At 58.4% G+C, this 24,718-nt stretch carries 15 protein-coding genes and 1 pseudogene; 8 read left to right on the forward strand and 8 right to left on the reverse strand.

The window, feature by feature from the left end:
• From IVA74_RS30310 to IVA74_RS30320, 3 genes are all read left to right on the forward strand, one after another.
• Positions 1-294: hypothetical protein (locus IVA74_RS30310; RefSeq protein ID WP_247350348.1), on the forward strand; the 294-nt coding region annotated here is incomplete at its 5' end.
• Between the two features lie 662 nt (positions 295-956).
• Positions 957-1,376 carry a hypothetical protein gene (locus IVA74_RS30315; protein WP_247350350.1) on the forward strand — a complete coding sequence of 140 codons (420 nt, stop codon included), beginning with the start codon at positions 957-959 and terminating at the stop codon, positions 1,374-1,376.
• Between the two features lie 480 nt (positions 1,377-1,856).
• Positions 1,857-2,333 (forward strand): Lrp/AsnC family transcriptional regulator, encoded by a 477-nt coding sequence (locus tag IVA74_RS30320; RefSeq protein ID WP_247350352.1) that lies wholly within the window; start codon positions 1,857-1,859, stop codon positions 2,331-2,333.
• Positions 2,334-3,261: 928 nt separating this feature from the next.
• On the opposite strand, the gene IVA74_RS30325 is transcribed toward IVA74_RS30320, so the two are convergent.
• The 6 genes from IVA74_RS30325 to IVA74_RS30350 all read right to left on the reverse strand — a co-directional run bounded on the left by IVA74_RS30325 (position 3,262) and on the right by IVA74_RS30350 (position 13,120).
• A complete protein-coding gene (locus tag IVA74_RS30325) occupies positions 3,262-4,794 on the reverse strand; it encodes an AMP-binding protein (RefSeq protein WP_247350354.1) in 1,533 nt (510 codons plus the stop codon).
• 1,802 nt (positions 4,795-6,596) lie between these two features.
• Positions 6,597-7,610 (reverse strand): anthranilate phosphoribosyltransferase, encoded by a 1,014-nt coding sequence (gene trpD / locus IVA74_RS30330; RefSeq protein WP_247350356.1) that lies wholly within the window; start codon positions 7,608-7,610, stop codon positions 6,597-6,599.
• 1,335 nt (positions 7,611-8,945) lie between these two features.
• A complete protein-coding gene (locus tag IVA74_RS30335; protein ID WP_247350359.1) occupies positions 8,946-10,553 on the reverse strand; it encodes a carboxyl transferase domain-containing protein in 1,608 nt (535 codons plus the stop codon).
• A gap of 1 nt (position 10,554) precedes the next feature.
• Positions 10,555-11,061 carry a biotin/lipoyl-containing protein gene (locus IVA74_RS41285; RefSeq protein WP_247350361.1) on the reverse strand — a complete coding sequence of 169 codons (507 nt, stop codon included), beginning with the start codon at positions 11,059-11,061 and terminating at the stop codon, positions 10,555-10,557.
• Between the two features lies 1 nt (position 11,062).
• On the reverse strand, positions 11,063-12,523 hold the full coding sequence (locus IVA74_RS30345; RefSeq protein WP_247350363.1) for a biotin carboxylase N-terminal domain-containing protein: 1,461 nt from the start codon (positions 12,521-12,523) through the stop codon (positions 11,063-11,065).
• A 393-nt stretch (positions 12,524-12,916) separates the two neighbouring features.
• Positions 12,917-13,120: a hypothetical protein gene (locus IVA74_RS30350; RefSeq protein WP_247350365.1), complete on the reverse strand. Its 204-nt coding sequence runs from the start codon at positions 13,118-13,120 to the stop codon at positions 12,917-12,919.
• A 968-nt stretch (positions 13,121-14,088) separates the two neighbouring features.
• Here IVA74_RS30350 and IVA74_RS30355 point away from each other — a divergent pair.
• The 4 genes and pseudogenes from IVA74_RS30355 (at position 14,089) to IVA74_RS30370 (ending at position 17,981) form a co-directional block, all read left to right on the forward strand.
• Positions 14,089-14,622 (forward strand): hypothetical protein, encoded by a 534-nt coding sequence (locus IVA74_RS30355; protein ID WP_247350367.1) that lies wholly within the window; start codon positions 14,089-14,091, stop codon positions 14,620-14,622.
• Positions 14,573-15,448: a prolyl oligopeptidase family serine peptidase gene (locus tag IVA74_RS30360; protein WP_247350369.1), complete on the forward strand. Its 876-nt coding sequence runs from the start codon at positions 14,573-14,575 to the stop codon at positions 15,446-15,448. The genes IVA74_RS30355 and IVA74_RS30360 overlap by 50 nt, the downstream gene beginning before the upstream one ends.
• Positions 15,449-15,961: 513 nt before the next feature.
• Positions 15,962-16,339 carry a hypothetical protein gene (locus IVA74_RS30365; protein WP_247350371.1) on the forward strand — a complete coding sequence of 126 codons (378 nt, stop codon included), beginning with the start codon at positions 15,962-15,964 and terminating at the stop codon, positions 16,337-16,339.
• A gap of 261 nt (positions 16,340-16,600) precedes the next feature.
• Positions 16,601-17,981, forward strand: a pseudogene (locus tag IVA74_RS30370) (IS5 family transposase).
• 317 nt (positions 17,982-18,298) lie between these two features.
• Here IVA74_RS30370 and groL read toward each other — a convergent pair.
• Together groL and groES are read right to left on the reverse strand one after the other, a co-directional pair.
• Positions 18,299-19,939 (reverse strand): chaperonin GroEL, encoded by a 1,641-nt coding sequence (gene groL / locus IVA74_RS30375; RefSeq protein WP_247350373.1) that lies wholly within the window; start codon positions 19,937-19,939, stop codon positions 18,299-18,301.
• An 85-nt stretch (positions 19,940-20,024) separates the two neighbouring features.
• Positions 20,025-20,339, reverse strand: coding sequence for a co-chaperone GroES (groES, locus tag IVA74_RS30380; protein WP_247350375.1), 315 nt, complete (start codon positions 20,337-20,339; stop codon positions 20,025-20,027).
• 1,898 nt (positions 20,340-22,237) lie between these two features.
• Between groES and IVA74_RS30385 the strand changes: the two genes are divergently transcribed.
• On the forward strand, positions 22,238-24,715 hold the full coding sequence (locus IVA74_RS30385) for a 2-aminoethylphosphonate--pyruvate transaminase (protein ID WP_247406603.1): 2,478 nt from the start codon (positions 22,238-22,240) through the stop codon (positions 24,713-24,715).
• Positions 24,716-24,718 lie beyond the last annotated feature (3 nt).

Below are 24,718 nucleotides of genomic sequence, written 5' to 3' on the forward strand. Positions count from 1 at the left end.
CATCTTCGCCCATTGGGCGTCAGTCAAAACGAATCGGTCCATCCCAAGCTTGAATCACAACCAAGCCCCGATGAGAATCCTGAATCCCAACAGACCCTAGACGAGGTTGTGTCTTACAGGGGATATTTTCCCAAAATTACCCAGATGCTGATTTCGGGGCCAGCGACCAATGCGACCTCATGTGGAATAATCACGATCGGGTCAGGGCTGCGCCTCATAAGGTCGAAGCAGGAAAGTTCCAGTCATCTCCACATGCTGAGCGAAAAACGCCGGGTATCCACGGATGACCGCTAGGATAAAGTTCTATCGCTCCGATCTCATCGGCAAAGGCTGCCGCAGAGCCGGAATGATCTCGTGGGATTGCTCATGCCCTTCATCGGAAGAGAAAGTGAAGCGGGTTATGGCATGAGCTACACCGACGCAGCCTTTAGTTTCTGGTGGACCCTCTGGAGGAATAACTACGAAGTCTTCGCAGCAGATGGCTGGACGTCCGATGATCCCTTCGGCCTTTGGGTTGCAGATGGCGAACACTGGGAGGACCATTCTCGGATCCTATTGTCAGTTCGAGGCATCCAATGTTCTTGATGACCTGAGCGAGCCCAAAGACATCTGCCCGTCAAGAACATCTGCTTGTTGGAAGCCTGCTCATGCCAAATGCAAGGAAACACGCCTGTAGCCGCCTCTTCCCAGTCACATCGGCTTTCACGGAAACCGGAGTTCTTGCCATTGAGGGGCAGCGCCGCGATGCATGATCGACGAGCGCGTCGATGGATCTGCATTCTGGCTCATCGTTCCGAGCAGTTCCTGTTATCGGAGCAGGAATGCGATATGTTGGTTGATTTGTGCCTGGCTCATGTGGGTAGTCGCAAGGCGGTCATGATCACATGCAAACATTTCAGGACGCAATTGCAATCGAGCGCGCCCGCTATGCGGCCGCGCGTGGCGCAAGCCTTCTGATGCTGATGCCGGCCTACCACGGCGTGAGCCTCAACGCGGACGCGCCCTCGATGCTCGATCGTTTCGGCCGTATCGGAGATGCGGCCAAGATTTCGATCCTGGTCCTGAATGCGCTGCTCAGTGGCGTGACGTTAACAATGTCGTTTCTGGTGCGCCTTGCCCGGGAGATGCCGCGCTTTAGTTATTTCAATATCGAGGTGCCGTTTGCCGCGGCGAAGCCGCGGACGTTGACTGACGCCGGAGGAGGGACAATCCTCGGCCCCTTCGACGGAGAGGAAGCCATTACAATGATGCCAGATCTCGATGCTGGTGCGAGCGGGACGATACCGGGCGCGCTGCTTCCTGATCTATTGCGTCCAGTGATCGATCATCACACTAGGGGACGCAGGCGGGAAGCCGCCCTGCCTGTCGTGAATTGATTTCGAGAACTGCCAGTGTGGCCTGCGCGCCGCCACGGGCGCGGCGTGACATAGCTGAAGGAAATTCACCCCCCACTAGCTCGCCCGCGACGTCAATCCAATGGCGCTCTCCATTGGTGACGCTAACCCGCCCACATGTCCGCTGCCGAAGAACTACGTTCAATCAGCTGCCAGGCGTCAAGAGAGGTGCGCTTCCGACAAATTCACCTCCACAAACGGCGCCGTGAGGATAAGAGCTTTAGCGGCTTATTGGAATCAGGGGAGGCGACGCAAGCCGACCGGGCGCGCACAAGACCGGAACCGGTGGTTGGCTGTCCCCAATAACGTTTGAGCCTTCAACTCATCAGTGCGCGCATTGTCGGCTGAAGACGTACATTCGTAAGGTGCTAGGGAGGAGGTTTAGAGATGGCCGGGACACTCAATGGGACTACTTCGCATGCTTGGAGGAGGCGGTCGCGCTCGAGAGTCCGCAATGGAGCCGTGGAAATCGACAAAATCGATGCTCGTATTCTTGATCTCGTTCAACGCAACAATCGCCTAAGCAGTGAAGAACTCGGCGCGAAAGTTGCCCTATCTGCATCAGGAGTTCAGCGCCGACTAAAGCGCCTACGAAAAGAGGGCGTGATAGAATCAGACGTCTCAATCATTTCGCCAAGGGCGATCGGCCGAAACGTGACTATGCTGGTCCTCATTTTCTTTGAGCGCGATCGCGCCGACATCATTGATCGCTTTAAGCGGGGGATCCGCACTATGACGGAGGTGATGAGCGGGTTTTACGTCACGGGCCAAGCTGATTTCATCCTGTTGGTGACTGCAAATAATATGGAAGAGTACGAGCATTTCACCCGACGCTTGATAAATGAAAATCCAGATATAAAGCGCCTCGAAACTGTAGTTGTTCTGGACCGAGTCAAAGCCGGTTTCTTTTTACCAATGGGATCGTTGGCATGCTGGTGACCCCGCCGTGACCCTCAACGCCCTCATCTTGGATGGAGCATAATCGCTTTCCGCGCTGTGAGAGCGGTAACGACCATCTCGCACTCTCGGCCCGGGTCGATGCGGTCCGATGAAAATGAGGTCGCGTTCCAGCAATTCCATCTGGCTCGGCGCATGCTCCTCAACAGCAGTGTCCGAGGCTAACACTATGAGGCCGGCGCTTGTTGTGCGGTTTCGGGCTTCCGAACAAGTCAGGTCCGGTTCAAGACGCTTTGCACGATCGACAGGTCGCTCATTTTTCCGGGCATATCAGAAGCTTTATTCAACATGGCGCTGATACGGGGATTGCTGCAAGCACTCGTCGAGGGCGAGCGTCCACGCAGGCTCGCAAGAGCGATCTCTCCTTTTGAACCCGGACGGGCTCGAATGGCGCACTACTCATCGGTTGATAGGAAGATTGATACAAATCCCGCTCCCAAAGACGGCATGGGTAGTTCGATCACGTCCCAGAATACGCCGGCAGCAACAAGGGCAAAGCTCTAACTGACGCGGCGTCGGCGGCGAGGAGCCAAAAACCGAGATGGGACAGACGATCGGAATATCGGCTGAGTGAGGATGGCTATCCAACTGGCGACGTCGCTCCGGCTCAGCACCTCCATTAACTTCCTGGAAGAGTGTGGCACCTGTGAAGACATGGACTCTCGGCCGAATTGGACGCAAGCGAAACTTGGATGTCGCCAGATCAGAGCCCGACATTTGCGCGGTACCGGCATTCATAATGAGGATCCGCGGCATCAGCGACCTCGGGGCAACGTTATTCCACGGAAAGGCGCCGACATGATCAACTCGCAGCTGCCGTGTTCGCATAGACGCGGTGACCCGTGGGGTTTCGCGGCCCTCAGCGGCCACGCCTGCGGGGTAAAGGAAATGCCACACCCGATCGAAATCTTCAGTCGCCGTCGTTGTGCTGGCTTGATCGTGTAAGCCCCTTCAGCGCGAAATGCTGGATCTTGCCCAGCGCAGTTCGTGGCAATTCTGCCGTGAAAATAATTTCGCGCGGCACCTTAAAGCGGGCGAGCTGCGAGGCTGCATGCGCCGTTAGTGCTTCCGCGTCAAGCCGAACCCCCGGCCGCCTGATCACATAAGCGATCGGCACCTCATCCCAGCGCGGATCGGGTCGACTGACAACGGCGCAGTCTGCGACATCGGGATGCTCCATAAGCGCGCGCTCTACTTCCGCCGGGTAGATATTTTCTCCACCCGATATGATCAGGTTCCTTTTGCGATCATGAACCCAAAAGTATCCATCGGCGTCGCGGCGGCCGATGTCACCGGTGAGATACCAACCGTTGTGCAAAGGCTCGCGCGTTGCTTGTTGAGGGCCCCAATACCCGCTGAAGACATTCGGGCCCCGTACGGCGATCTCGCCCGGGCTGCCTGCCTGCAACTCGTTGCCGGTATCATCGAGAATAGCCGCTTCGCAACATAGGCCGGGCAAGCCGCTCGACCCCTTACGCGCAAGATCGCCGCCGAGCCTCGTATACACAGCAATAGGGCAGGTCTCGGTCGAACCGTAAACCTGCAGCACTGGCACCCCACGCGCGACAAAGCGTTCGATAAGGTGCTGCGGGACCATCGTTGAACCGGTGCAAATTGCCTTCAGTGAGGAGAGGTCCGTCGTCCGCCACTGAGGATGATCGGCTAGGGATTGCATCGTGGTAGGCACCAACGCTGCCAGCGTAGGTCTGTCGCGTTCGATCGCAGCAAGCGTCGCCTCGGGCGTAAATCGCGTGTGAATGGTGACGGTCGCGCCGTGATGCAACGCCGGCGTGGTCTGGATATTCAGGCCGCCAACGTGAAACAGCGGCAAGACTGTCAGGACATGATCGGTCGAGCTGAGATTATGCATGTGCTGACTCATAATTCCATTCCACAGCAACGCTTGTTGACGCAGCACAGCGCCTTTCGGCCGCCCTGTGGTACCCGAAGTATAGACAATCAGAAGCGGGCAAGACAGGTCCGTGTGCTGATTGCGATCGTCGCCTCGACCCTGGTCTACCAGGCAGTCCCACTTACTTCCGCCGAGAGGCGAAAAGTTCAACCCGGCAACAAAGGTATCAGGCAACTGCCCCGCCAGAGCTGGTAGCAGTGCATCAAAGGCCTGTTCTAGAACTAGCACTTTGGGACGGGCGTCGGAGAGGATGAACAACTGTTCCGCGACCGTAAGCCGCCAATTTAATGGAACGAGCATTGCGCCGAGTCGCGCGCAGGCATACAGCAGGGCCAGGTAGTCGGGCCGGTTGAGCCCAAGGATCGCGACGCGGTCGCCTCTCTCGATGCCGAGCTGATGTTTTAGAGCACGAGCGATTTGCTCGATCCTTTGACTGAAGGCGGCGTAGCTTAGGGTGCCCCCGTCGAAGTGGATCGCGGGTTTGTCGGGAGTAAACGACGCGTTACGCTCAATCAGTGTGCAAAGATCCACCTTTGTCCCCTTTTCGCTCAGGTTCGCTACGTACTTGGAAAACTGCTTAAACTCTTGACCTCCTGAGCCGTTCGGAAGCTCTCGATCGCGATCAGACGCATCGGATGGCTTCAGGCACGCGAGCAGTCAAGCGATCTCAGTCGGAAGCATACGGTCTTGACGACGTCATCAGCCCGGGCTCGATGTAAATCTCTTAAAGCGTAAAGGCGGAGGCGCTTCGTCACGGGCTCCGGTTCGTCCAACAGCGCTGGCGTGCATCTGCGCGCAGTGATAAGCGCACCATGACGTTATCTTCTGCAGGTTTCCGACCTACAGGCTCACCACAGATATGGGCCGATTGGAACCATCCGAGGTCGGATCGACCGTCCTGCAGCCGAGATGATGGCGCCGTGCGAGATCCAAGCGGGCTGAGCGAACAGAACCAAAAACGCCTTGGTTCAACTGATCTCCACGGGTGTCCCGGCCCGCGGAGGAACTCGCTTTCCAATCTTCAATTGGGGGGAGCCGCACAGCGCGGTAGGGTGACGTTGACGTCCTCTGAATTGACCAGCTCTCCAGCGATGTGGATCAGAGAAGGCGTATGGTGCCGGCCCAAGATTGTCATGCCCATCAAAACCACCCGCAAGCCGCACTGTCGCGATGATCGAAGTAAGGCGGTGCGGTGCAATTCTGACATGCTCGAACATTCGCAATCCTATCTCGACCAGCCCGAGACTGGTGTACCTTGAGATGGTACAATTTCACGTTACGTGCGATTCAAGCTGGAAGAGCTCGCGATGCCAAGCTTAATTAATCGCCGCGACCGAGAAATACACAGTACCACGTCTTCCGCACTCGACCCTCACGCCATAGCGTGCGTTTGGTCCCGCCAACGCAATTCACGAGATGCACCCCAGCTGCGGCGCCTGCCTTGAAGAACGAGCCGCACGAATGCGCGAGCGCGCCGCCGTACGGCGGCAAATGGCGATGGCAGATATTCGCGGTGCGACGCGGCAAATCGCGTCGGAAACGCCGCCGGTGAAGACGTCGACTAAATCGAAGCCGAGCCCGGTGGCAAGGGGTTGGCATCATCGAAGAGCGCAGCTCCGGCGTTCGGTTTTCCGCGTTTTCGTTGTGGCGATATCATCCAGATAGTACTTGCGCACTTCAGCCTTCTTCCTGAGGCACTCCGGGCATCAAGGCCTTCGCGCAGGATTGGGCCAAAAAGCGTAAGCCGTGGCTCACGAACTCGTCGTCGCCATCGGCATAGGTGCGGGTGAACCATCGGCACCCCCGGGCCCGCAAGATGACGCCACCTCCAAGGTTTGGGAGCGTCGGCAGCTCTCCGCGCGTAGCGGCATGAGAGCACCCAGTGGTTTCCGGAATCGTCGACAATCTGCTTTTCTTGCAGCGAGAAGATGCTTATCGAGTGTTGTGTGCAGCGTACCCCGCAGATTTCGGGGGATGGAGCTGTCTGTATCGATGACCTCCCGAAAGTTCCGAGCATGTGTTCTATCTTTGCCATAAATGCGAGCGCTTCTACCGTTCGTGGGGACGTCATTGCTCATCCTTTGACGCATTGCGTGCACACAAAATTGAGAACCTAAGCTTCGGCCGTGGCCTTCTGATTGTCTCGGCAGGCTGCTTCGCACTGGTCTTCGCGATCTGAGGCCTTTCGCGCATCCCGCTCCCGTCGATTCGAAAGCGGGGCTGCTGCGTCTGTGACCCGGCAACCGCGGTAAGCGCCTCGACGTGTGGCAGAGGCAACTCGCGCCTTGCGCCTGCAATCTCTTCGCGCTCGTAGGGCTTCGGTGTTGGTGTTCTCAAGCATTGGAGATCGCGATCAGGTGTTTCAATCGCGCGGCTGCCGCACCGCTATTAAGGGATTCGTGCCCAAGGGCGACGCCGTGCTTCAAGCTGGTTGCGTGGCCGGCCACGATCATTGCCGCGGCGGCGTTGAGAAGAGCAACATCGCGGTACGGACTTGACATGCCGTCGAGCACGCTTTGCAGCGCGATTGCATTGGCATCGGCGTTGCCGCCCCTCAGCGCCTCGTTGTGGCAGCGGGCGAGGCCCGCTTCTTCCGGGGTGACTTCGAAGGTACGGATCGCATCTCTCTCTAGCGCGGCAACAAACGTCGGCCCGGTGAGGGTGATCTCATCGAGTCCATCTGAGCCATGCACCACCCACACCGATTCAGCACCAAGGTTCTTTAACACTTGCGCCAAGGGCTGCACCCATCGACGCGAAAACACTCCGACAATCTGCCGCTTGACTCCGGCCGGATTTGCGAGCGGGCCGATTAGATTGAAGATCGTGCGGGTCCCAAGTGCCGCTCGGATCCGGGCAACGTGGTGCATAGCCGGATGACGGATGGGCGCAAGCATGAAGCCGATGCCAGCTTCGTGCACACAACGAGCAACGCCTACAGGCGGGAGGTCGACCTTCACGCCGAGCCGGGCCAAGACGTCAGCAGCGCCTGGTAGTGAGGACACGGCGCGGTTGCCATGCTTGGCCACCGGAACGCCGGCCCCGGCGACGATGAATGAGGCGCATGTGGACACGTTGACTGAGCCCGAAGCGTCACCGCCCGTACCAACGATGTCGACGGGATCGGGGGGCGCACTGACCCGGAGCATTTTGCTCCGCATGGCCGAGGCTGCGCCTGTGACTTCTTCGACGGTTTCGCCACGTACCCGCATCCCCATTAACAATCCTCCGATCTGGGAGGATGTCGCCTGGCCCGACATCATGATTTCAAAGGCTGTTGCGGTCTCCTCGCGGGTCAGCGTGGCACCTGTAGCAACTTTGCTAATGATCGATTTGAGGGCGTTCATTGCTCTCCACGTGCTTAGTCGTTCCAATTGGCCAGTCCCGCGTGCGAGCGCGACCTCAATCCGCTAGATGATCCCATCTTCCATGTTGTCGATACCCACGCTGTTCTTTGCTGATATATCATCGGACAAAACGTCGCGGTTTTGTGGATCGAGCCGAACTCGACGGTTGCAGGATGACGTCGATGCCACACACGACTACTCGCCGTTGATGCTCCCCGCTGGCGCTGGCGCATAGCTCGAGATCCTGACCAAATACACTGCATGCTGCTCCTGATATGGCATTATGTCGCGCCGTCTCGATCACAAATGGTGCTCCTCCTCTTTGAGGTACTTGACCTTAGAGCGCGTTGCGCAACTTGCGCGCGTCTCGGCCGGCATCATCGGCGCTCGTTACCGGAAGCGTCTGCTTAGTGGATGTTTGCACTGATCCTAAGTCACTCGTTATCGATACTTGCGAGCCCATGACATCATTCTCACCCTTTTTCGTTTTCTGCGTTCAACAGCGAGGCGTCATTCGAAACGGGCATTGGTGGGGTCATGCAGCTCGGCAACCGGTCCGGCTCGGACCGCGTATGCGTCGTCGAGGCATGCGCGGTGTCAGCTTGAACGTCGGTCCGCTCTGCAATCCTACAACCTGACGCTGCGTAAGAATCAAGCTATCCATGGCGTTCACCTGCAAAGGAGCAAGTGTTCTTTGCTCGAGATCAGATCAGACGATCGGACGGCAAGACGGTGGGTGGTTCCATCGTCGAGCATGGCGGGATGACTTCTTCTGCAACCAGCCCGTCGCGGAATCGTTGACCGCGATCGGTATGATGGCTTGTCTCCTCCTAAGGATTCTTATCGTTGGCGATGAATGGACCAACAATCCATCAGTAGGGCGCACCTTAGATCTAGTGTGACTGACGCGTCCGTTGGTGGATCAGAGTCAGCAGGGCAGACCGCGCTTGCATCGATCGCGAACTCCAGATGTCGATGGCGTCGACACGCAGGAACCTCGCAATTACACCACGCAATGCTAGCAGTGTAACGAGCAGATCATCTCGAGTGTTACGCACTTTGCGTAGTCCCCACGCGAGGTTCGATGCGCGGCCAATCAGGCTTATGCGACCAGCTCCACCTGCGTCGACGCAACGCCGTCGTCCTGATCGACAACGTGGTCACCGAATTCAACGCCCCACCCGGGTTGATCTATTTGACGAAGGTCGCGAATTCGAGTTCTGCGCGGAATGTGGGCGACACCAATCTGGCTCATGCCGGGGACAGGACGATCCGTCGATTTGGACTCCGGTTAGAGAGTAGAATCCACTGACACGGACGTTCGACTCCTGCCGGCTACATTCGGAATACGCCATAATGGGGCGCTTCGATGGGAGCATTCAGCGAAGCGCTCAGGGCAATCGCGAGTGCACTTCGGGTATCGACTGGATCAAGAATTCCGTCGTCCCAGATTTCAGAGGTTGCATAGTAGGCGCTCGATCGTTCCCGATACTCGTCGAGAAGGGGACCTCGAATGGCTGCTAGCTCCTGCTCTGCGAGTCGCCCACCATCACGGGCCAGTTGTCTGGCCTTAACATGGGTCAGCACACCTGCCGCTTGCTCGGCGCCCATCGCAGAGATCTGAGACTGCGGCCAGGTGAAGACGAACCGAGGATCGAAAGCACGTCCCGCCATAGCGTAGGTACCTGCTCCGTGCGAGCTGTTGCAAACGACCGTGAATTTTGGGACCGACGCTCCCGAGACGGCCATGATCAGCTTGGCGCCATCCTTGGTTATGCCACGGCGCTCGTATTCGCGGCCGACCATGAAGCCCGTTGTATTCTGCAGGAAGAGCAGGGGCGTCCGGTTCTTGTCGCATAGTTGGATGAAGTGAGCGCCCTTTAGCGCACTTTCGCTGAGCAGCACGCCATTATTTGCAAGAATCCCTATTTGATATCCATGAAGCCGCGCGAAACCGCACAGCAGAGACGTGCCAAAACGCGGCTGGTATTCGTGAAATCGGCTGCCATCGACCATGCGGGCGATGATCTCCCGCATGTCGAACTGCACTCGAGGGTCCTTGGGAATAATGCCGTATAGTTCCGATGCGTCGTAGGCAGGGGGCTCCGGGGCGGCTTGATCAATCGGAGTCTTCGCGGCCCGATGGAATCGGGCAACGATATCACGTGCGATCGCAATAGCGTGCATCTCGGAGCTCGCGGAATAATCGCTCGTGCCCGACACGCTCGTATGCATGTGGGCGCCCCCAAGCTCCTGTGCCGATACGTCTTCACCGGTAGCAGCTTTCACGACTGGAGGGCCACCGAGAAATATAGCTCCCGTATCCTCGACCATAATGCTGAATTCGCTAAGCGCCGGGACGTAGGCCGCTCCCGCTGTGCAATGACCCATTGCGATCGCGACCTGCGGTACTCCCATCTTCGAGAGAATGGATTGGTTACGGAGGATCCGACCCGCGAAGTAGCGATCGGCGAAGAACTCTGCCTGAAAAGGTAGGAATCCTCCGGCGCCGTCGCACAAATGAATCACTGACAGACGATTCTCGATTGCGATGTCCAAGGCCCGCACTATCTTCTTGACAGACAACGGATACCATGCGCCGCCCTTCACGCTTGCGTCATCTGCATGAACCATCACCTCGCGACCCGCGACGATCCCGATGCCGACGACCTGTGCCGCGCCGGGGACTTCGCCGTTATAGGCCTTGTTAGCGGCCAGCGTTGAAAGCTCGAGGAACGGAGTTTTTGGATCGAGCAAGGCGTCGATCCGATCTCGTACAAACAGCTTATTTTGACGTCGAAGGCGCTCGAGCTCCCGCTCGGGCCGCTGAAAGCGGACAGCACGTTGCCGCTCCTTCAACTCGTCAGAAAGCCGCCTGTTGTGGAGCTCGTTTTGACGAAAGTCTTGCGAATTGACATTCGCCCCAGAAGCGATTCGTAGCATTTCAGCGCCCTTCTTTCGATAGCGTAATCAGCACAGCATCCCGCTCGAAGCTCTCCCCTTCTTTGAAATGGATTCCATCGACTACGCCATCCTGTGACGAGCGAATAATCGTCTCCAGCTTCATGCTCTCAATCATCATCAGCGCCGCGCCTGCGGATACCGGTTGACCAGGCGAAACCGCGATCGTAACGACTACTCCCGGCATCGGTGCGCGGGTCATGAGCGAACTTTCCTCTTGGTTCACGCAAGCGAGCGTTCGCAACGGGTCGCGGTAGCGCAAAACGCGCATTATGCCACGGATGTGGACGTGAATCAGATCGCCTTCGATGACGAAGCGGACCCGTTCGGTCTCGCCGGCAACAGTCAGGACACCTGAATTCTCGCCGTATTGAGCGAACGCGACCGGGGAAATGACTTGGTCGCGCAAATGAAGATGATAGGAGCCGGATTGGCAGGGTGAAAGCCATAACTGATGGTCGACGCCATCAACCTCGACGGAGTGATACACGTCAATTTCTCCAATCGCCCAGCGAAGCGTGAAGCGCGGGCACGGCATCGGCCGATTCGCGGACTTGTCGGGTCAGGAGAGCAGCTGATGCGAGGAATGCCGGTAGGCCGGTAGCAGAGTTACCAGCGGCAATGTGCGGGTTTTCCTCCAGATATCCTGTATGAAACTGTCCGCGGACAAACGACTCGTCGGAAAGGATGCGGGCGAGGAAGCTAGCGTTTGTCTCGCAGCCGAGAAGAATGACCCCCTGAATCGCGTGATTGGCTGTGGCGGTGGCCAATGTGCGCGTCGGCGAATGCGCGATGATCTTTGCGAGCATGGGATCAAACGCAGTGGTGATTGGCTGACCCCGCGTGATGCCGCTGTCAATCCGTACCCCGCTCGGATACTCGAGAAGAAGTACTTTGCCGGACGTCGGAACATAGCCTCGTTCGGGGGCTTCAGCGTACAGCCTTAGTTCGATCGCGTGGCCGTTCGAAACGATATCTGACTGAGCAAAACCAAGTTCTCGGCCCGCGGTGGCATAGACCTGTTCGGCGACAAGATCGATGCCGGTGATCATCTCAGTCACGGGATGTTCGACCTGTAGGCGCGTATTCATCTCGAGAAAGTAGAATTCTCCTGCATCGAAAATGAATTCGACGGTTCCTGCGTTTTGATAATTCGCGGCGCGTGCGATACCCACCGCGGTCTCGCAGACGCGTTTCCGTAGTTCTGGCGACAGGGCTGGCGAGGGCGCTTCCTCGATGATCTTCTGGAAGCGGCGTTGCACCGAGCACTCCCGCTCAAACAGATGTACAATGTTCCCAAAAGAGTCGCCGAGTACCTGCACTTCGATATGCCGCGGGTTCTCAATGTAACTTTCGACGTAAAGCCGGTGATCCCCAAAATACCGTTGCCCCTCAGAGCGAGCCTGCTCAATCTCGCCTTCCAGAGCATCGACGTCGCGTACAATCCGCATGCCCTTGCCGCCCGCGCCCCCTGACGGTTTTACCAGCAAAGGGGTTCCAATTGCACGCGCCCTGGAGACGAACGTCGCTGGATCGTCCTCCTCAATTGCAGCTGGCGCCACTGGAAAGCCGTTCGACTGGACGAAGTTGCGGGCCCGAATCTTATCGCCCATCAGTTCAATAGTTTCGGGGGCGGGGCCGATGAACGCAATGCCGGCCTTTATCACGGCCGTGGCGAATTGAGCCTGTTCGGAAAGAAATCCATAACCTGGATGAACAGCGCCGGCGCCCGCCTTGTGAGCGGCGGCGATGATTTGTGCGATGTCCAGATAGGCCGCGATCGGCGTGTGACCGCTGATAAGAATCGCTGTGTCGGCCATGGAGACTGCCGGGCTTCGCGCATCGACCTCGTGGTAGACAACTGCAGAACGAAGGCCCAGCTTTCGCAACGTCTTGATGATGCGGGCGGCGATCTCGCCTCTGTTGGCGATAAGGACTGTATCGAAAGGCATTGTGTACATTCGCATCCAAACAAACAACTCAAACGAGACTTCGAGTCCCGTGGTTTCTTTGGCGGTATCGCCAATGGAGGTCGCGACATTGATGACTCAAGCTCGCCTGCTTGGCTCTGAGACACGCAGTGATGGCGGTGCGATCCGGGGGTGTGGGTGCTACGCAGGCGAAATACGTCTTCCATGCAAGATGCTTCGCGTCGGTCGGCAGCTGATCTTGCGCAACCCGCCGACTCGAGGACAGAGATGCCGTTGCACAATAAGAACTACTGCACAGCAGTTGGCTTTGGGACGCAAAAACAAATGCGTTCGTTGTGTGCGCATCACGATATCCTCTTTAGGTCGTTACGTTGTGGTAGTGGTGTTCCTGCGCAAAGGCACAGTATGGCCTGTCTACAGGAAAAACAGGCCGGAACCGTTCAAGTCGTTGGTGGCTGCGGAAGCGTTGCTTTGTATGCTAGAACCGAAGGCTGCGATTTGTTGACGATTTACAATAAGCATGCCGATGTCGTCGTAACGCGTGTTGTCTTGCCGGAATCGCCTCGCAACTTGCTCGATCAGCTCGTCGGGAAACCAGGCAAACTTGCGCGTCGACAAGGCGCTAAGGTCTTCCCGACGAAAAAAAGGCCCGGCCTCATTTTGGAAGCCGGGCGAAGTCAGTCTGGGAGGAGCGACGCTGCTACACATCGCCCGACCGTCGGCAAGGGAGAGTTGCCGCCGGCTCATTTACGGCGAGCGTTCGCCGCAAATTCGAAATACGACAAGATCGTTATGTCATCGCCACACACCCTAGGAGTAGCTTACGTTCGTTTGTCAGAGGTCGCGATCTCATTTCAAGATCGTACAATGTGACGTTACGTGCGAATCAAGGCCTTTCAACGAAATGATCGCACAAATTTGTCCAAGCTCCTGGCTTACGCAGCGCGCCGGCGCAGCGCCTTCACGGGGCAAGCCCCCACCCGTAGATTGCTAAATTTAAAATCGAGCCGCTGATTTGACCTTATTGACGCCGTTCTCAAGTGCTTCGAAGGTAATCTGACGTCACAAACTCGTAGTAAGACTGTGCAAGATTGCCGGTCCGCCGGATAATTTCAGGTGCCGAACACTCGGCCTTCGGCTGTAGCCGCCGCGAACGAAATCCTTCCGTGCGCCAACGCACCGATGCCGAGATCAAGCGCGTGTCGAAAGGCAAATCGCGCCATGCTCGAGACCTTTGATTATGAACGCTTGTCGACCTTGGCGCCCTGTCAGCGTCGGACCACCAGAGACTCGGGAGATCACGACCGCTGTTGCCGGCCGGTAAGACCAACCTCTCCCTGGCACGCCGCATCGATCGGAGGTCGGTGAGTAGCGAACCACCATGGTGGCCGCTCTTAATGAACAACCAAGAGACGTTGCCCTGAGGTTTTTGACGAGAGTTCGACCTGGACACCAACGCCTTCGTCACGACCGGTTTCGCTCTTTCGGAGGGAAAGCAGGCCGTCAGCTGGGTCGACCGCAACGCGGTGCTCATCGCACGAGATTGGGGAGAAGGGACCCTGACGCAGGTTGGCTACCCTTTCGTCTTGAAGGAGCTCAAGCGCGCTCAGCCGCTCGTTCGAGCGCGCGAGGTCTTCCGTGGGGAGCCGACCGATGCCGTGGCGGCGCCCTTCGTGCTGCAGGATAATAAAGGCAAAGTTCATGCGGCCGGCGCCATGCGCGCCATAAGCTTCGTCGAGCAGGAGTATGTGCTCTTTGGGCCCAACGCACCGATCAAGCTAAACCTGCCAAAGAAAGCAAACATCAGCGGCATCGTCAGCGGCCGCCTGCTCGTGACGCTCGATGAAGACTGGATACTGTCCGGCAGCACCCGCTTTGCGGCCGGCTCGATGATCTCGTATGGCTTGGGCAAATGGAACAAAGATCCGCTGCGCGGGATGCCATCGCTCGTCTTCCAGCCCGAGCCTCGGCGAGCGCTCAGCGGGTTCCCGGTCACCAAGAACTTGTTGATGGCGAGCCCTGACAATGTTCAGAGCAAGGTACGACCAGGGCACTTGGCGGGCCAACTATTTGGAGCCGACGCCCCTTTGGTACTTCGACGCGGCGAGCGAAGGGCTTGAAATACTGAGGACGACACCTCCGAAGTTCAACCCGTTCAGGCATGTCGCGGAGCAGTTCGAGGCCACTTCGCTCGACGGGACCCGGATTCCCTACTTTCTGGTGCGTCCCAAGAACGCGAGGTTCGGAGCGGAGATCCCAACTCTTCTCAATGGTTATGGCGGATTCCACGCCTCGCTCCTGCCCTCCTTTGCGGGAGCGATGGGGCGGCCCTGGCCCGAGCAGGGCAATGCATATGTCGTCGCGAACCTGCGGAGCGGCGGCGAGTTTGGGCCGCGATGGCACGAGGCGGCCCAAGCGGCAACGAAGCAGCGGACATGGGATGATTTCATCGCCTTTGCGGAGGACCTAATCCGCCGGAAGGTCACCTCTCCGCGTCGATTGGGCGTGGTCGGCGGCAGCCAGGGAGATCTGCTGGTGGGCACCGCGACTACTCAGCGCCGAGACCGCTTCAACGCAGCGATCGTGCAGGTGGCGCTGTTCGACATGTTTCGGTTCACCAAGTTGGGCGCAGGCTCCTCCTACATCGGCGAATATGGCGATCCCGCCATCCCGAGCAGCGCGGGTGGATCGAGGCCTACTCACCCTATCAGAAGCTTGTCCCGGGCAAGACCTACCCAGACACCTTCATTCTCACTTCCACCAAGGGCGACCGCGTGCATGCGGCCCACGGCCGCCGCTAGGCTTGCTGCGCTCGGCCAGCCCTATTACTGCTATGAGAATATCGACGGCGGACATAGCGCGGCCGCCAATCTCACGGGATACGCGTGCCGGCTGCACTCGAATACACCTATGCATCCAGGCGGCTTGTGGATTGAGTGCGGTTGACGAGTGAGTTCGCTAAGGTCGCCAGTGCAAATGGCGGCCTGTCAGCATCAGCGCGTTTGGTCGGAGAGATCAGTGACCAGGCCGCATCCGTGTATGTCATGACCGGGATGTCGTTGTGCTCTATGGCTTCACTCCAGCCATCCCCACGTCCGGCGGGGTGGCTTCGGCTTCGCAAACCTGAATATCTAGAACTCTCACAGCCACAAGAGCTCTCCTTCGTTGCGCTCGAGCATTCGTAATGGTGCGTTAAATCCATCTCGGAGCAGTGGGCGACATGCAGCGGAGAATGCACAAGCCTTCGATCGTCAAGAAGGCGGCGCGCGGCATGAAGTTGTGGACACTTTCCAGCTGCACAGCGCTCAATTAACGCGATCTGTTCTCGGTTACATCAACGTAGCGAGTCGGTTTACGCTGATCACTTGAGCCATGATTGCATCGTCAGCCGCAGGAAAGTTGCCTGCGGGCTTGCGCTCCGACGGAGAGGTGAATTACGAAATGCAATGGAATCCATTCATGAGCAACATGACAACTCAGATTCATTCGCACGCGGTCGTGTGGATCGACCACCTCATTGCTAAGATATTCTCCATAGGTTTAACGGGCGTCAGCGCGACGGCCGTACGCGCGCATTTGGCGCCCCAGCGTCTTGATTGCAAAGCGCATACTGGCTCTGCCGACGTGAATGATGATCCGACGTTTGTCGTCAGGGTAGGTCGGGCCCTGAGTAGCTGCACTGATCTGCTGATCATCGGACCGGGAACCGAGAAGACCGAGCTGATGAACTTCCTGAGAGTGAACAGGCCGAATCTCACTCTGCACGTCGAGACAAGTAATCCTCCGACCGACCGGGAAATTGTAGCGGTTGGGCGAAAGATTTTCCGTCTCGATTGAGTTGGCGATGTTCTTCTTCTGATTGTGAACGGTGCAACAGATCGGCCCAAATTAGGAGAGATGAGGATCGCTCTTGCCGGGGACCACCACCTACTCGTCCGTGAAGAGCGGCTAAGGGATTGAGCCAGAATCGCATTTGTCTTTGTGGACTGCTTTGCGATTGCAGGGTTTTGATGCTTGGGGCATCGGGACCTTGCAATTTCATTTTCAGGATTCCGTCGAATGGCCAGTCATGATTTCGTCGTCGCATCGGAGGTGGCGATGCGACCGAAGAAGCACAGGACGACGGGATCGGGCGATCTGTTCCGGGCCAGGCTGGACCAGATCATCAATATGAAGCACGAGCTGGTTCAGCTTGCCGGCAAAGTCGATTGGGACTGGATCGACGGCGAGATCGCGCCGCTATATAGCGAGAACGGTCGGCCGGGCATCGCAACCCGCTTCGTGATCGGGCTACTCCCGCTCAAGCACATTTACGGCCTGTCCGATGAGGGGGTGTGCGAGCGTTGGGTCCACGACCCCGTATTTCCAGTACTTCACCGGCGAAGTGTTCTTTCAGCACGCGTTCCCGCACGAGCGCTCGGACCTGAGCCATTGGCGCAAGCGGCTCGGCGACAAGCTTGAGCTGTTGCTGGCCGAGGAGCTTGCGGGTGGCGCACGAGGCCGGTGCGTTACGCGGCCAGGACCTCAAGCGGGTCACGGTCGATACCACCGTGCAGCCGAAGGCCATCACCTTCCCGACCGATGCCAAGCTGCTGCACGCGGCGATCAAGGGGCTCAATCGACTGGCGAGGAAGCACGGGGTCAGGCTGCGGCAGTCCTATCTTCGCATTGCCAAGGCCGCGGCAATGATGGCGGGGCGCTACGCCCATGCCAAGCAAATAAAGCGGCATCAGCGGCAGTTGCGCATTCTGCGCAGCCGGCTGGGCCGGATCATCCGCGATATCCGCCGCAAGCTCGAAGGTCAGACCGTGCTCGAGAACGCGTTCGCCCTCCCGCTTGGCCGGGCCTTGCAGATCCGCTCGCAGCAGCAGCGCCAGCGCGGCTGGTAGCTCTATCCGTTCCACGCCCCGGAGGTGGAGTGCATCGGCAAGGGCAAAGCAGCCGCCCTTACGAGTTCGGTGTCAAAGCCTCTATCGTCACCAACAACCGCCGTGCTCCCGGTGGCCTGTTCATGCTGCACGCCAGGGCGCTGCCCGATAACCCGTACGACGGTCACACCTTGCGGGCTGTCATCGACCGCACCGAGACGCTCACCGGCTGTGCGATCGAGCGGGCCTATGTCGACAAGGGATACCGCTGCCACGACGCACAAAGTCCCCGCCGAATCTTCATCTCTGGCCAGAAGCGCGGCGTCTTCGGTGTCATCAAGCGCGAGCCGCGCCGCCGCTCCGCCATCGGACACCTGAAGACCGATGGCCACCTCGGCCGCTGCTACCTCAAAGGCCGCGCCGGCGATGCGGCCAACGTCATCCTCTCAGCCGTCGGCCACAACTTCCGCCGCATCCTCGCCTGGCTCAGAGAACTCTTGTGCCTCTTCCTGATTCAGCTCTGGCGCACGCGCGCCCTGTCGGGCCCCGCTCAATTCGGCTTCTTAACGGACGGCCACCTAGCTCGCGCATCCGTTTACAGCGATGGATAGGCGCCGGAACCGATGCTATTTAAGTCAGTAGCGCCAATGGGTGGCTACCGCGACCGGCGTTCTCAGGTGTTCGCCTTGACCGGCCGCCGACGTTGAGGCCGCAGGGAAAGACTGTGCAGAACGACGATCACCCGCTCGTCCTGCCGGTGACATGCCTACCAGCAGACTCGCAAAACCCCAAGCGGAACGTCTAGCAACTGCTGATCGTCATTTCCGCAGCGCATAGCGCGAGATCAGAACAACGAACTGAAAAAGACGCGAGCAAGAAATGACCCCGGCATTTTTCTGCCGGGGATCGCATTTTTGAGAGAGTTGGATCAGAAGTCCATGCCGCCCATGCCGCCGCCCGGGGGCATCGCCGGACCGGAGCCGCCCTTCTTGGGCAGCTCGGCGACCATGGCTTCCGTGGTGATCAGCAGGGCCGCCACGGAGGCAGCGTTCTGAATCGCGGTGCGGACCACCTTGGTCGGGTCGATGATGCCCTTGGAGATCAGGTTGCCGTACTCGCCGGTCTGCGAGTCGAAGCCGTAGGCGTATTGCTCCTTCTCCAGGATCTTGCCGACGATGACCGAGCCGTCTTCACCGGCGTTGATCGCGATCTGGCGAGCGGGCGCGGAGAGCGCCTTGCGGACGATCTCGACGCCGGTCTTCTGGTCGTCGTTCTTGGTGCGCAGACCCTTGAGCTGCTCGGAGGCACGGAGCAGGGCGACGCCGCCGCCCGGGACGATGCCTTCCTCGACCGCGGCGCGGGTCGCATGCATCGCGTCATCAACGCGATCCTTGCGCTCCTTCACCTCGACCTCGGTCGCGCCGCCGACGCGGATCACCGCGACGCCGCCTGCGAGCTTGGCAAGACGCTCCTGGAGCTTCTCACGGTCGTAGTCCGAGGTGGTCTCCTCGATCTGCGCCTTTATCTGGGACACGCGCGCCTCGATGTCGGCCTTCTTGCCGGCGCCGTTGACGATCGTGGTGTTCTCCTTGTCGATCATCACCTTCTTGGCGCGACCGAGCATGTTGAGCGTAACGTTCTCGAGCTTGATGCCGAGATCTTCCGAGATCGCCTGGCCGCCGGTCAGGATCGCGATGTCCTGCAGCATGGCCTTGCGGCGATCACCGAAGCCCGGAGCCTTGACGGCCGCAACCTTCAGGCCGCCACGAAGACGGTTCACGACCAGCGTCGCAAGCGCTTCACCTTCGACGTCCTCGGCGACGATGACCAGCGGCTTGCCGGTCTGCACCACGGCCTCGAGCAGCGGCAGCAGCTCGTTCAGCGAGGAGAGCTTCTTCTCGTTGATGAGGATGTAGGCGTCGTCCATCTCAACGCGCATCTTGTCGGCGTTGGTGACGAAGTAGGGCGAGATGTAGCCGCGGTCGAACTGCATGCCCTCGACGACGTCGAGCTCGGTCTCGAGCGACTTGGCTTCCTCGACGGTGATGACACCCTCGTTGCCGACCTTCTTCATGGCGTCGGCGAGGAACTTGCCGATCTCCGCGTCACCGTTGGCCGAGATGGTGCCGACCTGGGCGATCTCGTCGTTCGAGGTGACCTTCTTCGAGTTCTTGACGAGGTCCGCAACGACGGCTTCGACCGCGAGGTCGATACCGCGCTTCAGATCCATCGGGTTCATGCCGGCGGCAACCGATTTGGCGCCCTCACGAACGATCGCAGCCGCGAGAACGGTTGCGGTGGTGGTGCCGTCGCCGGCCGCATCGGCGGACTTGGAGGCGACTTCGCGCACCATCTGCGCGCCCATGTTCTCGAACTTGTCCTCGAGCTCGATCTCCTTGGCGACGGTGACGCCGTCCTTGGTGATGCGGGGTGCGCCGAACGACTTGTCGAGCACAACGTTGCGGCCCTTCGGGCCGAGCGTGACCTTCACCGCGTTGGCGAGGATGTCGACGCCGCGCAGCATCTTGTCGCGTGCATCGACGCCGAATTTGACTTCTTTAGCTGACATGTGAGTTTTCCTGAATGTTTTACTTGGTCTCACCCTTGGCGACGCCCAGCAGGCGCTCCTCAGGATGAGCGGTGCGAGCGATGGTTTAGGCGGCCTTCTTCTTGGCGGACACGTCGGTGAGAACGCCCAGGATGTCGCTCTCTTTCATGATCAACAGCTCCTGGCCGTCGATCTTGACCTCAGTGCCTGACCACTTGCCGAACAGGACGCGGTCGCCGACCAGGACGTCGATCGGGATCAGCTTGCCGCTCTCGTCGCGGCCGCCGGGGCCGACGGCGATGACTTCACCTTGCGAAGGCTTTTCCTTGGCAGTGTCCGGAATGATGATGCCGCCAGCGGTCTTTTCTTCTGCGTCAATGCGCTTGACCACGACGCGGTCGTGAAGCGGACGGAATTCCATGCAGATCTCCTAAGTATTTACTTCAGTTGAAGATTTCCCGATTGCTAGCAATCGTGGCCGGCGAGTGCCAATGCAGGCGCAGCTGAAATAGGACCGATTTTTTGGGGAACAAGTGTTTGTAGCAGGAAAAATCCGGTGGGCGCGCGGGATCTCTGTGGGGGCTGCCCCAGATCACTTTGTCCGCTTGCCGCCGAGCACCCGACCTTCTTCTGATTGAGTCGTACGGCTCTGTCTCTCAGCCCGATGTAGCCTAACAGTTCAATTCCTCTGCCCTAAATTCGAGCTGGTAAAGGCCCGCCGATCTGGTGCCGGTTCAAGTGCGGATCGTCGGCTGACTTCGTTCTAAGATTGGGATGCGTTTAGAACCTGACGCAGAGGTCGCGAATTGGGGGTATCGCTCCGCTTGATCGATGATCCGATACTCAGCAACTCGAGGCGAGGCAACGCCGGCTGCGAGAGCTAGCGCAGAAATGTGCTCAGATCGTTCGGCACCTGGTCCAGTTTCAGATCACCTTTGCGCGGCGAAGGCTGCTGGACGGATCGCCCGTGCTCCAGACAGCGAGCGCGCCGATGTCCCGGTTTGCGCGAAAGGACCTCTGCCCGCATCGCGACAGCTCTATATGCGCGAACAGCTCGCCGAACTGTCCCGCGATCATGGCCTGGCCGACGCGTTCAACTAAATCCTGAAGCGATGGGCGAGCTGTGAAGACGCCGGTGGCGGCGTGCTGATCAATACCGGAGCCAGCGTAGGTGTGATCTCGACAGGAACAAGAGCTAGCACGAAATCTCCGCCCGGTCGCCCCTGGCGCGCTTGTCGGCCTGGTGAACAGCAGGCTGTAAGCCACCGCGTACCGGCGCGCGAGGCCGCAGACCGTCTCGTCAGCCTGCAAATGGCGAACCTGCTCGTCGCAGCTCCGTCGCCACCGACGTTCGGCGCCCTATCGCTACGTGACCTCAAAGCTAGACTTAAGATCAAATACTCGGCCGCCTCTCAAACTACACAACACGGCCGCCGCCGGCGCCGCCGGAGGGATACGGACTCCGAAACTAGTCAGGTGATCTAAGTTCGCCCCAGGTCCGCCAGGCCTTGTGGCAGAGCCGTCTGGTCTGCGGATTTAGTCGGCGTGAAGTGGATATGATATTGCGGGCCCTAACGACGCAGTCGGGCGGCTCTTATACCTGCGGTCACGACAAGCGCTCTCCTTCAAGAAGCCCCAGCGGTCATTTGCCTGCCTTGTGCGTCGAGCGCGTCTTTAAGTTTGGAGCTTGATGGGATTCATCTTGGACATCGTGCACATACTGTGGCGCCTCGGATTACATGCGACACAGCCGCATCGTCCGAAAAGTTTCACACGATAAGCTATCGGAGGGGCTTGAATCGCACCTTACGTCAAGATGTAACCTGTCGAAATGGGCGGTGACAGACTTCAGCACCCGAAGCCGTCCCAACGAGTAACATAGAGTGCGAATGTCCCAATCCTAGGCTCACGGAAGGCGAGCCCGGTCATCGACGACTGTCGTGAAGCTCCCCTGTCTCTGGGTCATAGCAACGCGCGTCTGACAGATGCGCTTGGCTCACCGTCGGATCGTAAGACGCCGCTCACACGTAAGTAGAGCGGCTGACTTGCCTGTGAGCGACGCAAGATGGTGGCCCTCAAGCCTGCATCTCAATGCCAGAAGGAAGCTGATGCTTCGTGGCAACTGCGAACGGCTACGTGGTGCGGTACCGGACATCTGCGGGCTTTACGCAGATCGTTCCGGAATCCGCGACTAGGCTCAAGGGTCTCGTTCATTCGGGTTTCGGTCGTCTTCACGCGAAAGACATCGTGTGACTCTGTCGAACTGCGATGGGCACTACATAAGGGGATCGTGTGACGAGACAACTAACCGGAGGTGGTGTGACAACACAACGTGCTTTGCTGACGCCTGGGCCAATGTCGTTATCGTCGGCAGTGAAGGCCGAGATGCAACTCGACCTCGCATCGCGCGATTGCGAGTTCAAGAAAGTGACCGCTCGCATGAGGCAGCTGATGCTCAATGTGTCGGGCAATGCGGAAGGCTATTCGGTCGTTCCTATCCAGGGTGGCGGCTCCTTTGGAATGGAAGCTGCTCTCTCTTCATTTGTCGCCCAGACCGACCGGCCGCTTGTTTGCATAAACGGCATTTATGGCGAGCGCATTCTCAAAATTCTGCGGCTGTGGGGCGTCCAAGCGGTGAATCTTATCAAGGGAGCCACCGAACCGTTGGACCCCGAGGAAGTCATCGAGCGTTTGAACCGAGATCCAGGTATCACGCACGTATGCTTGGTCCACTGCGAGACTACGACCGGGATTGTGAATCCGCTCGAAGCGATCATAGAAGGAGCAAGGCAGCGTGGTGTAAAGACTATCGTCGACGCAATGAGTTCTTTCGGCGGCGTCGACATCGACCTAGGCCGAGGCGGGCCAGACGTCTTGGTTACGTCGAGCAACAAGTGCGTCGAAGGTCCGCCAGGGCTGGCTTTCGTTATTGCCTCTCGCGAGCTTCTTGAGAATGCAGTTCAAGAGCCAAGATCGTTTGTGCTCGACGTGAGAGATCAATGGCGCTCGCTTGAGCGCACTGGTGAATGGCGATCGACCCCACCAACGCATATCGTGCAGGCAGTCACAAAGGCATTGGAGGTCCTGAGCATCGAAGGCATTGATGCCAGGCGCCGCAGGTATGAGAAGATAAGAGGCAGCGTCATAAAAGAGCTGGAAGGAGTGGCGTCCCCACTGCTTCCAGCGAACCTCCAGTCGCCGGTTTGCGTGGCGTTCACCGCGCCAGCTGACATCTCCGACCAGGTAGCGTTTGACTGCCTATATCGGCACCTGGCAGCCCATAACCTCTACGTCTACTCTAAACTGCATCTTCCTACCCGCAGTTTTCGGATCGGCTGTATTGGCGAGATTCAATCCAATTGGATTGAGCAGTTGGGCTGTGCCTTTCGCACATACTTCCGCTCCGGTGAGACTCTGACCGTGGGACCAGTGTCAGCCCAGGAAACACGCGAGAGCCCTACAGAGATATCGCGCCCAATGGCGAGCATCGCGCGGCATTCATATTCGATCGAAACTGCTGTTCTGCACGCAGGATACCGTCGTGATCCGGTGACGAAAGCTGTGGCAGTGCCGATCTACCAGAATACGGCCTATGAGCTCGACGGTAATTTGAGCCATATTGCTGACGTCTATAACGTGAAGGCTGATGGTTTCACATACACTCGCATCATCAATCCGACGACCCGGGCGCTGGAAAAAAGGTACGCCGCCGTCGACATGGGAAGCGACTCGCTGGCCGTTGCATCAGGTCAAGCGGCGACGTTTCTTGCGATCGTAAACTTATCAAGCGGTGAGGTGGGAGATAACGTCGTCGCTTCTCCGTATCTATACGGCAATACCTGGAATCTGCTCCACAACACGTTGAAGCGTCTTGGTATCAACGTAAGGACGGCAGACCCTCGAAACCCCGAGACCTTCGAACGCGCCATTGATGATCGCACGATATGTCTGTTCGGGGAGGTCATCTCCAATCCCTGTCTGATTCCGCTTCCTGTCCAGCAGCTGGCGGAGATCGGCAGGAGGCACGGCGTCCCCTTGGTTGTGGACAATACGACAACCCCCCTGGTTTGCCAGCCGTCAGCTCTCGGCGCCGCGATTACGACGTACTCTGCCACGAAATACATTTGCGGTCATGGGACGACGCTCGGCGGACTGATCGTCGACAACTGTGGGTTCGACTACCAGGGAAGATCTCGCTTCCCACTGTTCAATAGTCCGGATGATGCGCACGGCGGGATCATCTGGCGTAACGCCTTGGCGGAGCTCGAGGACCTCGGAAAGAGCGAATATCTTCTCAAGGCCCGTATGACGTGGTTGCGCGATACTGGCGCGGCCATCGCCCCCTTTGCGAGCTTTCAACTCATTCAGGGACTTGAAACGCTGCCTCTTCGCATGAGGCAGCACTGTGAAAACGCCAGGATTGTAGCCAACGTTCTGAAGGAACATCCGAAAGTGTGCCGTGTCTTCTACCCGAGCCTCTTTGAGGGAGCTGACCGAGAAATCATCGATCAGACACTTAATACCGGGTATGGGCACGGGGCGATGATCATGTTTGAGGTGGAGAACGAGCAAGCCGGACGCAAGTTCATCCAGAACGTCGAGCTGATGTATCACGTGTCGAATGTGGGGGACGCCCGCACGCTGGTAACCCATCCTGTCTCTACGACCCACACCACCGTCCCACGGGAAAAGCGCGAAGCAGCCGGCATATTTGGTGGCTCCATCCGGCTTTGCGTCGGCATTGAAGATGTTAGCGACATCATCAAGGACTTGGAAAAAGCGCTTTCCGCAATCTGACAA

Origin of the sequence: Bradyrhizobium sp. 132 (genome assembly GCF_023074185.1) — a bacterium.
Taxonomy (GTDB): domain Bacteria; phylum Pseudomonadota; class Alphaproteobacteria; order Rhizobiales; family Xanthobacteraceae; genus Bradyrhizobium.

Bases quoted from the DNA above. Each gene is read 5' to 3' on its own strand.
- IVA74_RS30315 (WP_247350350.1), top strand. From the start codon at position 957: ATGCTGATGCCGGCCTACCACGGCGTGAGCCTCAACGCGGACGCGCCC.
- trpD (WP_247350356.1), bottom strand. From the start codon at position 7,610: ATGAACGCCCTCAAATCGATCATTAGCAAAGTTGCTACAGGTGCCACG.
- IVA74_RS30335 (WP_247350359.1), bottom strand. From the start codon at position 10,553: ATGCTACGAATCGCTTCTGGGGCGAATGTCAATTCGCAAGACTTTCGT.
- IVA74_RS30345 (WP_247350363.1), bottom strand. From the start codon at position 12,523: ATGCCTTTCGATACAGTCCTTATCGCCAACAGAGGCGAGATCGCCGCC.
- IVA74_RS30365 (WP_247350371.1), top strand. From the start codon at position 15,962: ATGAGCAACATGACAACTCAGATTCATTCGCACGCGGTCGTGTGGATC.
- groL (WP_247350373.1), bottom strand. From the start codon at position 19,939: ATGTCAGCTAAAGAAGTCAAATTCGGCGTCGATGCACGCGACAAGATG.
- groES (WP_247350375.1), bottom strand. From the start codon at position 20,339: ATGGAATTCCGTCCGCTTCACGACCGCGTCGTGGTCAAGCGCATTGAC.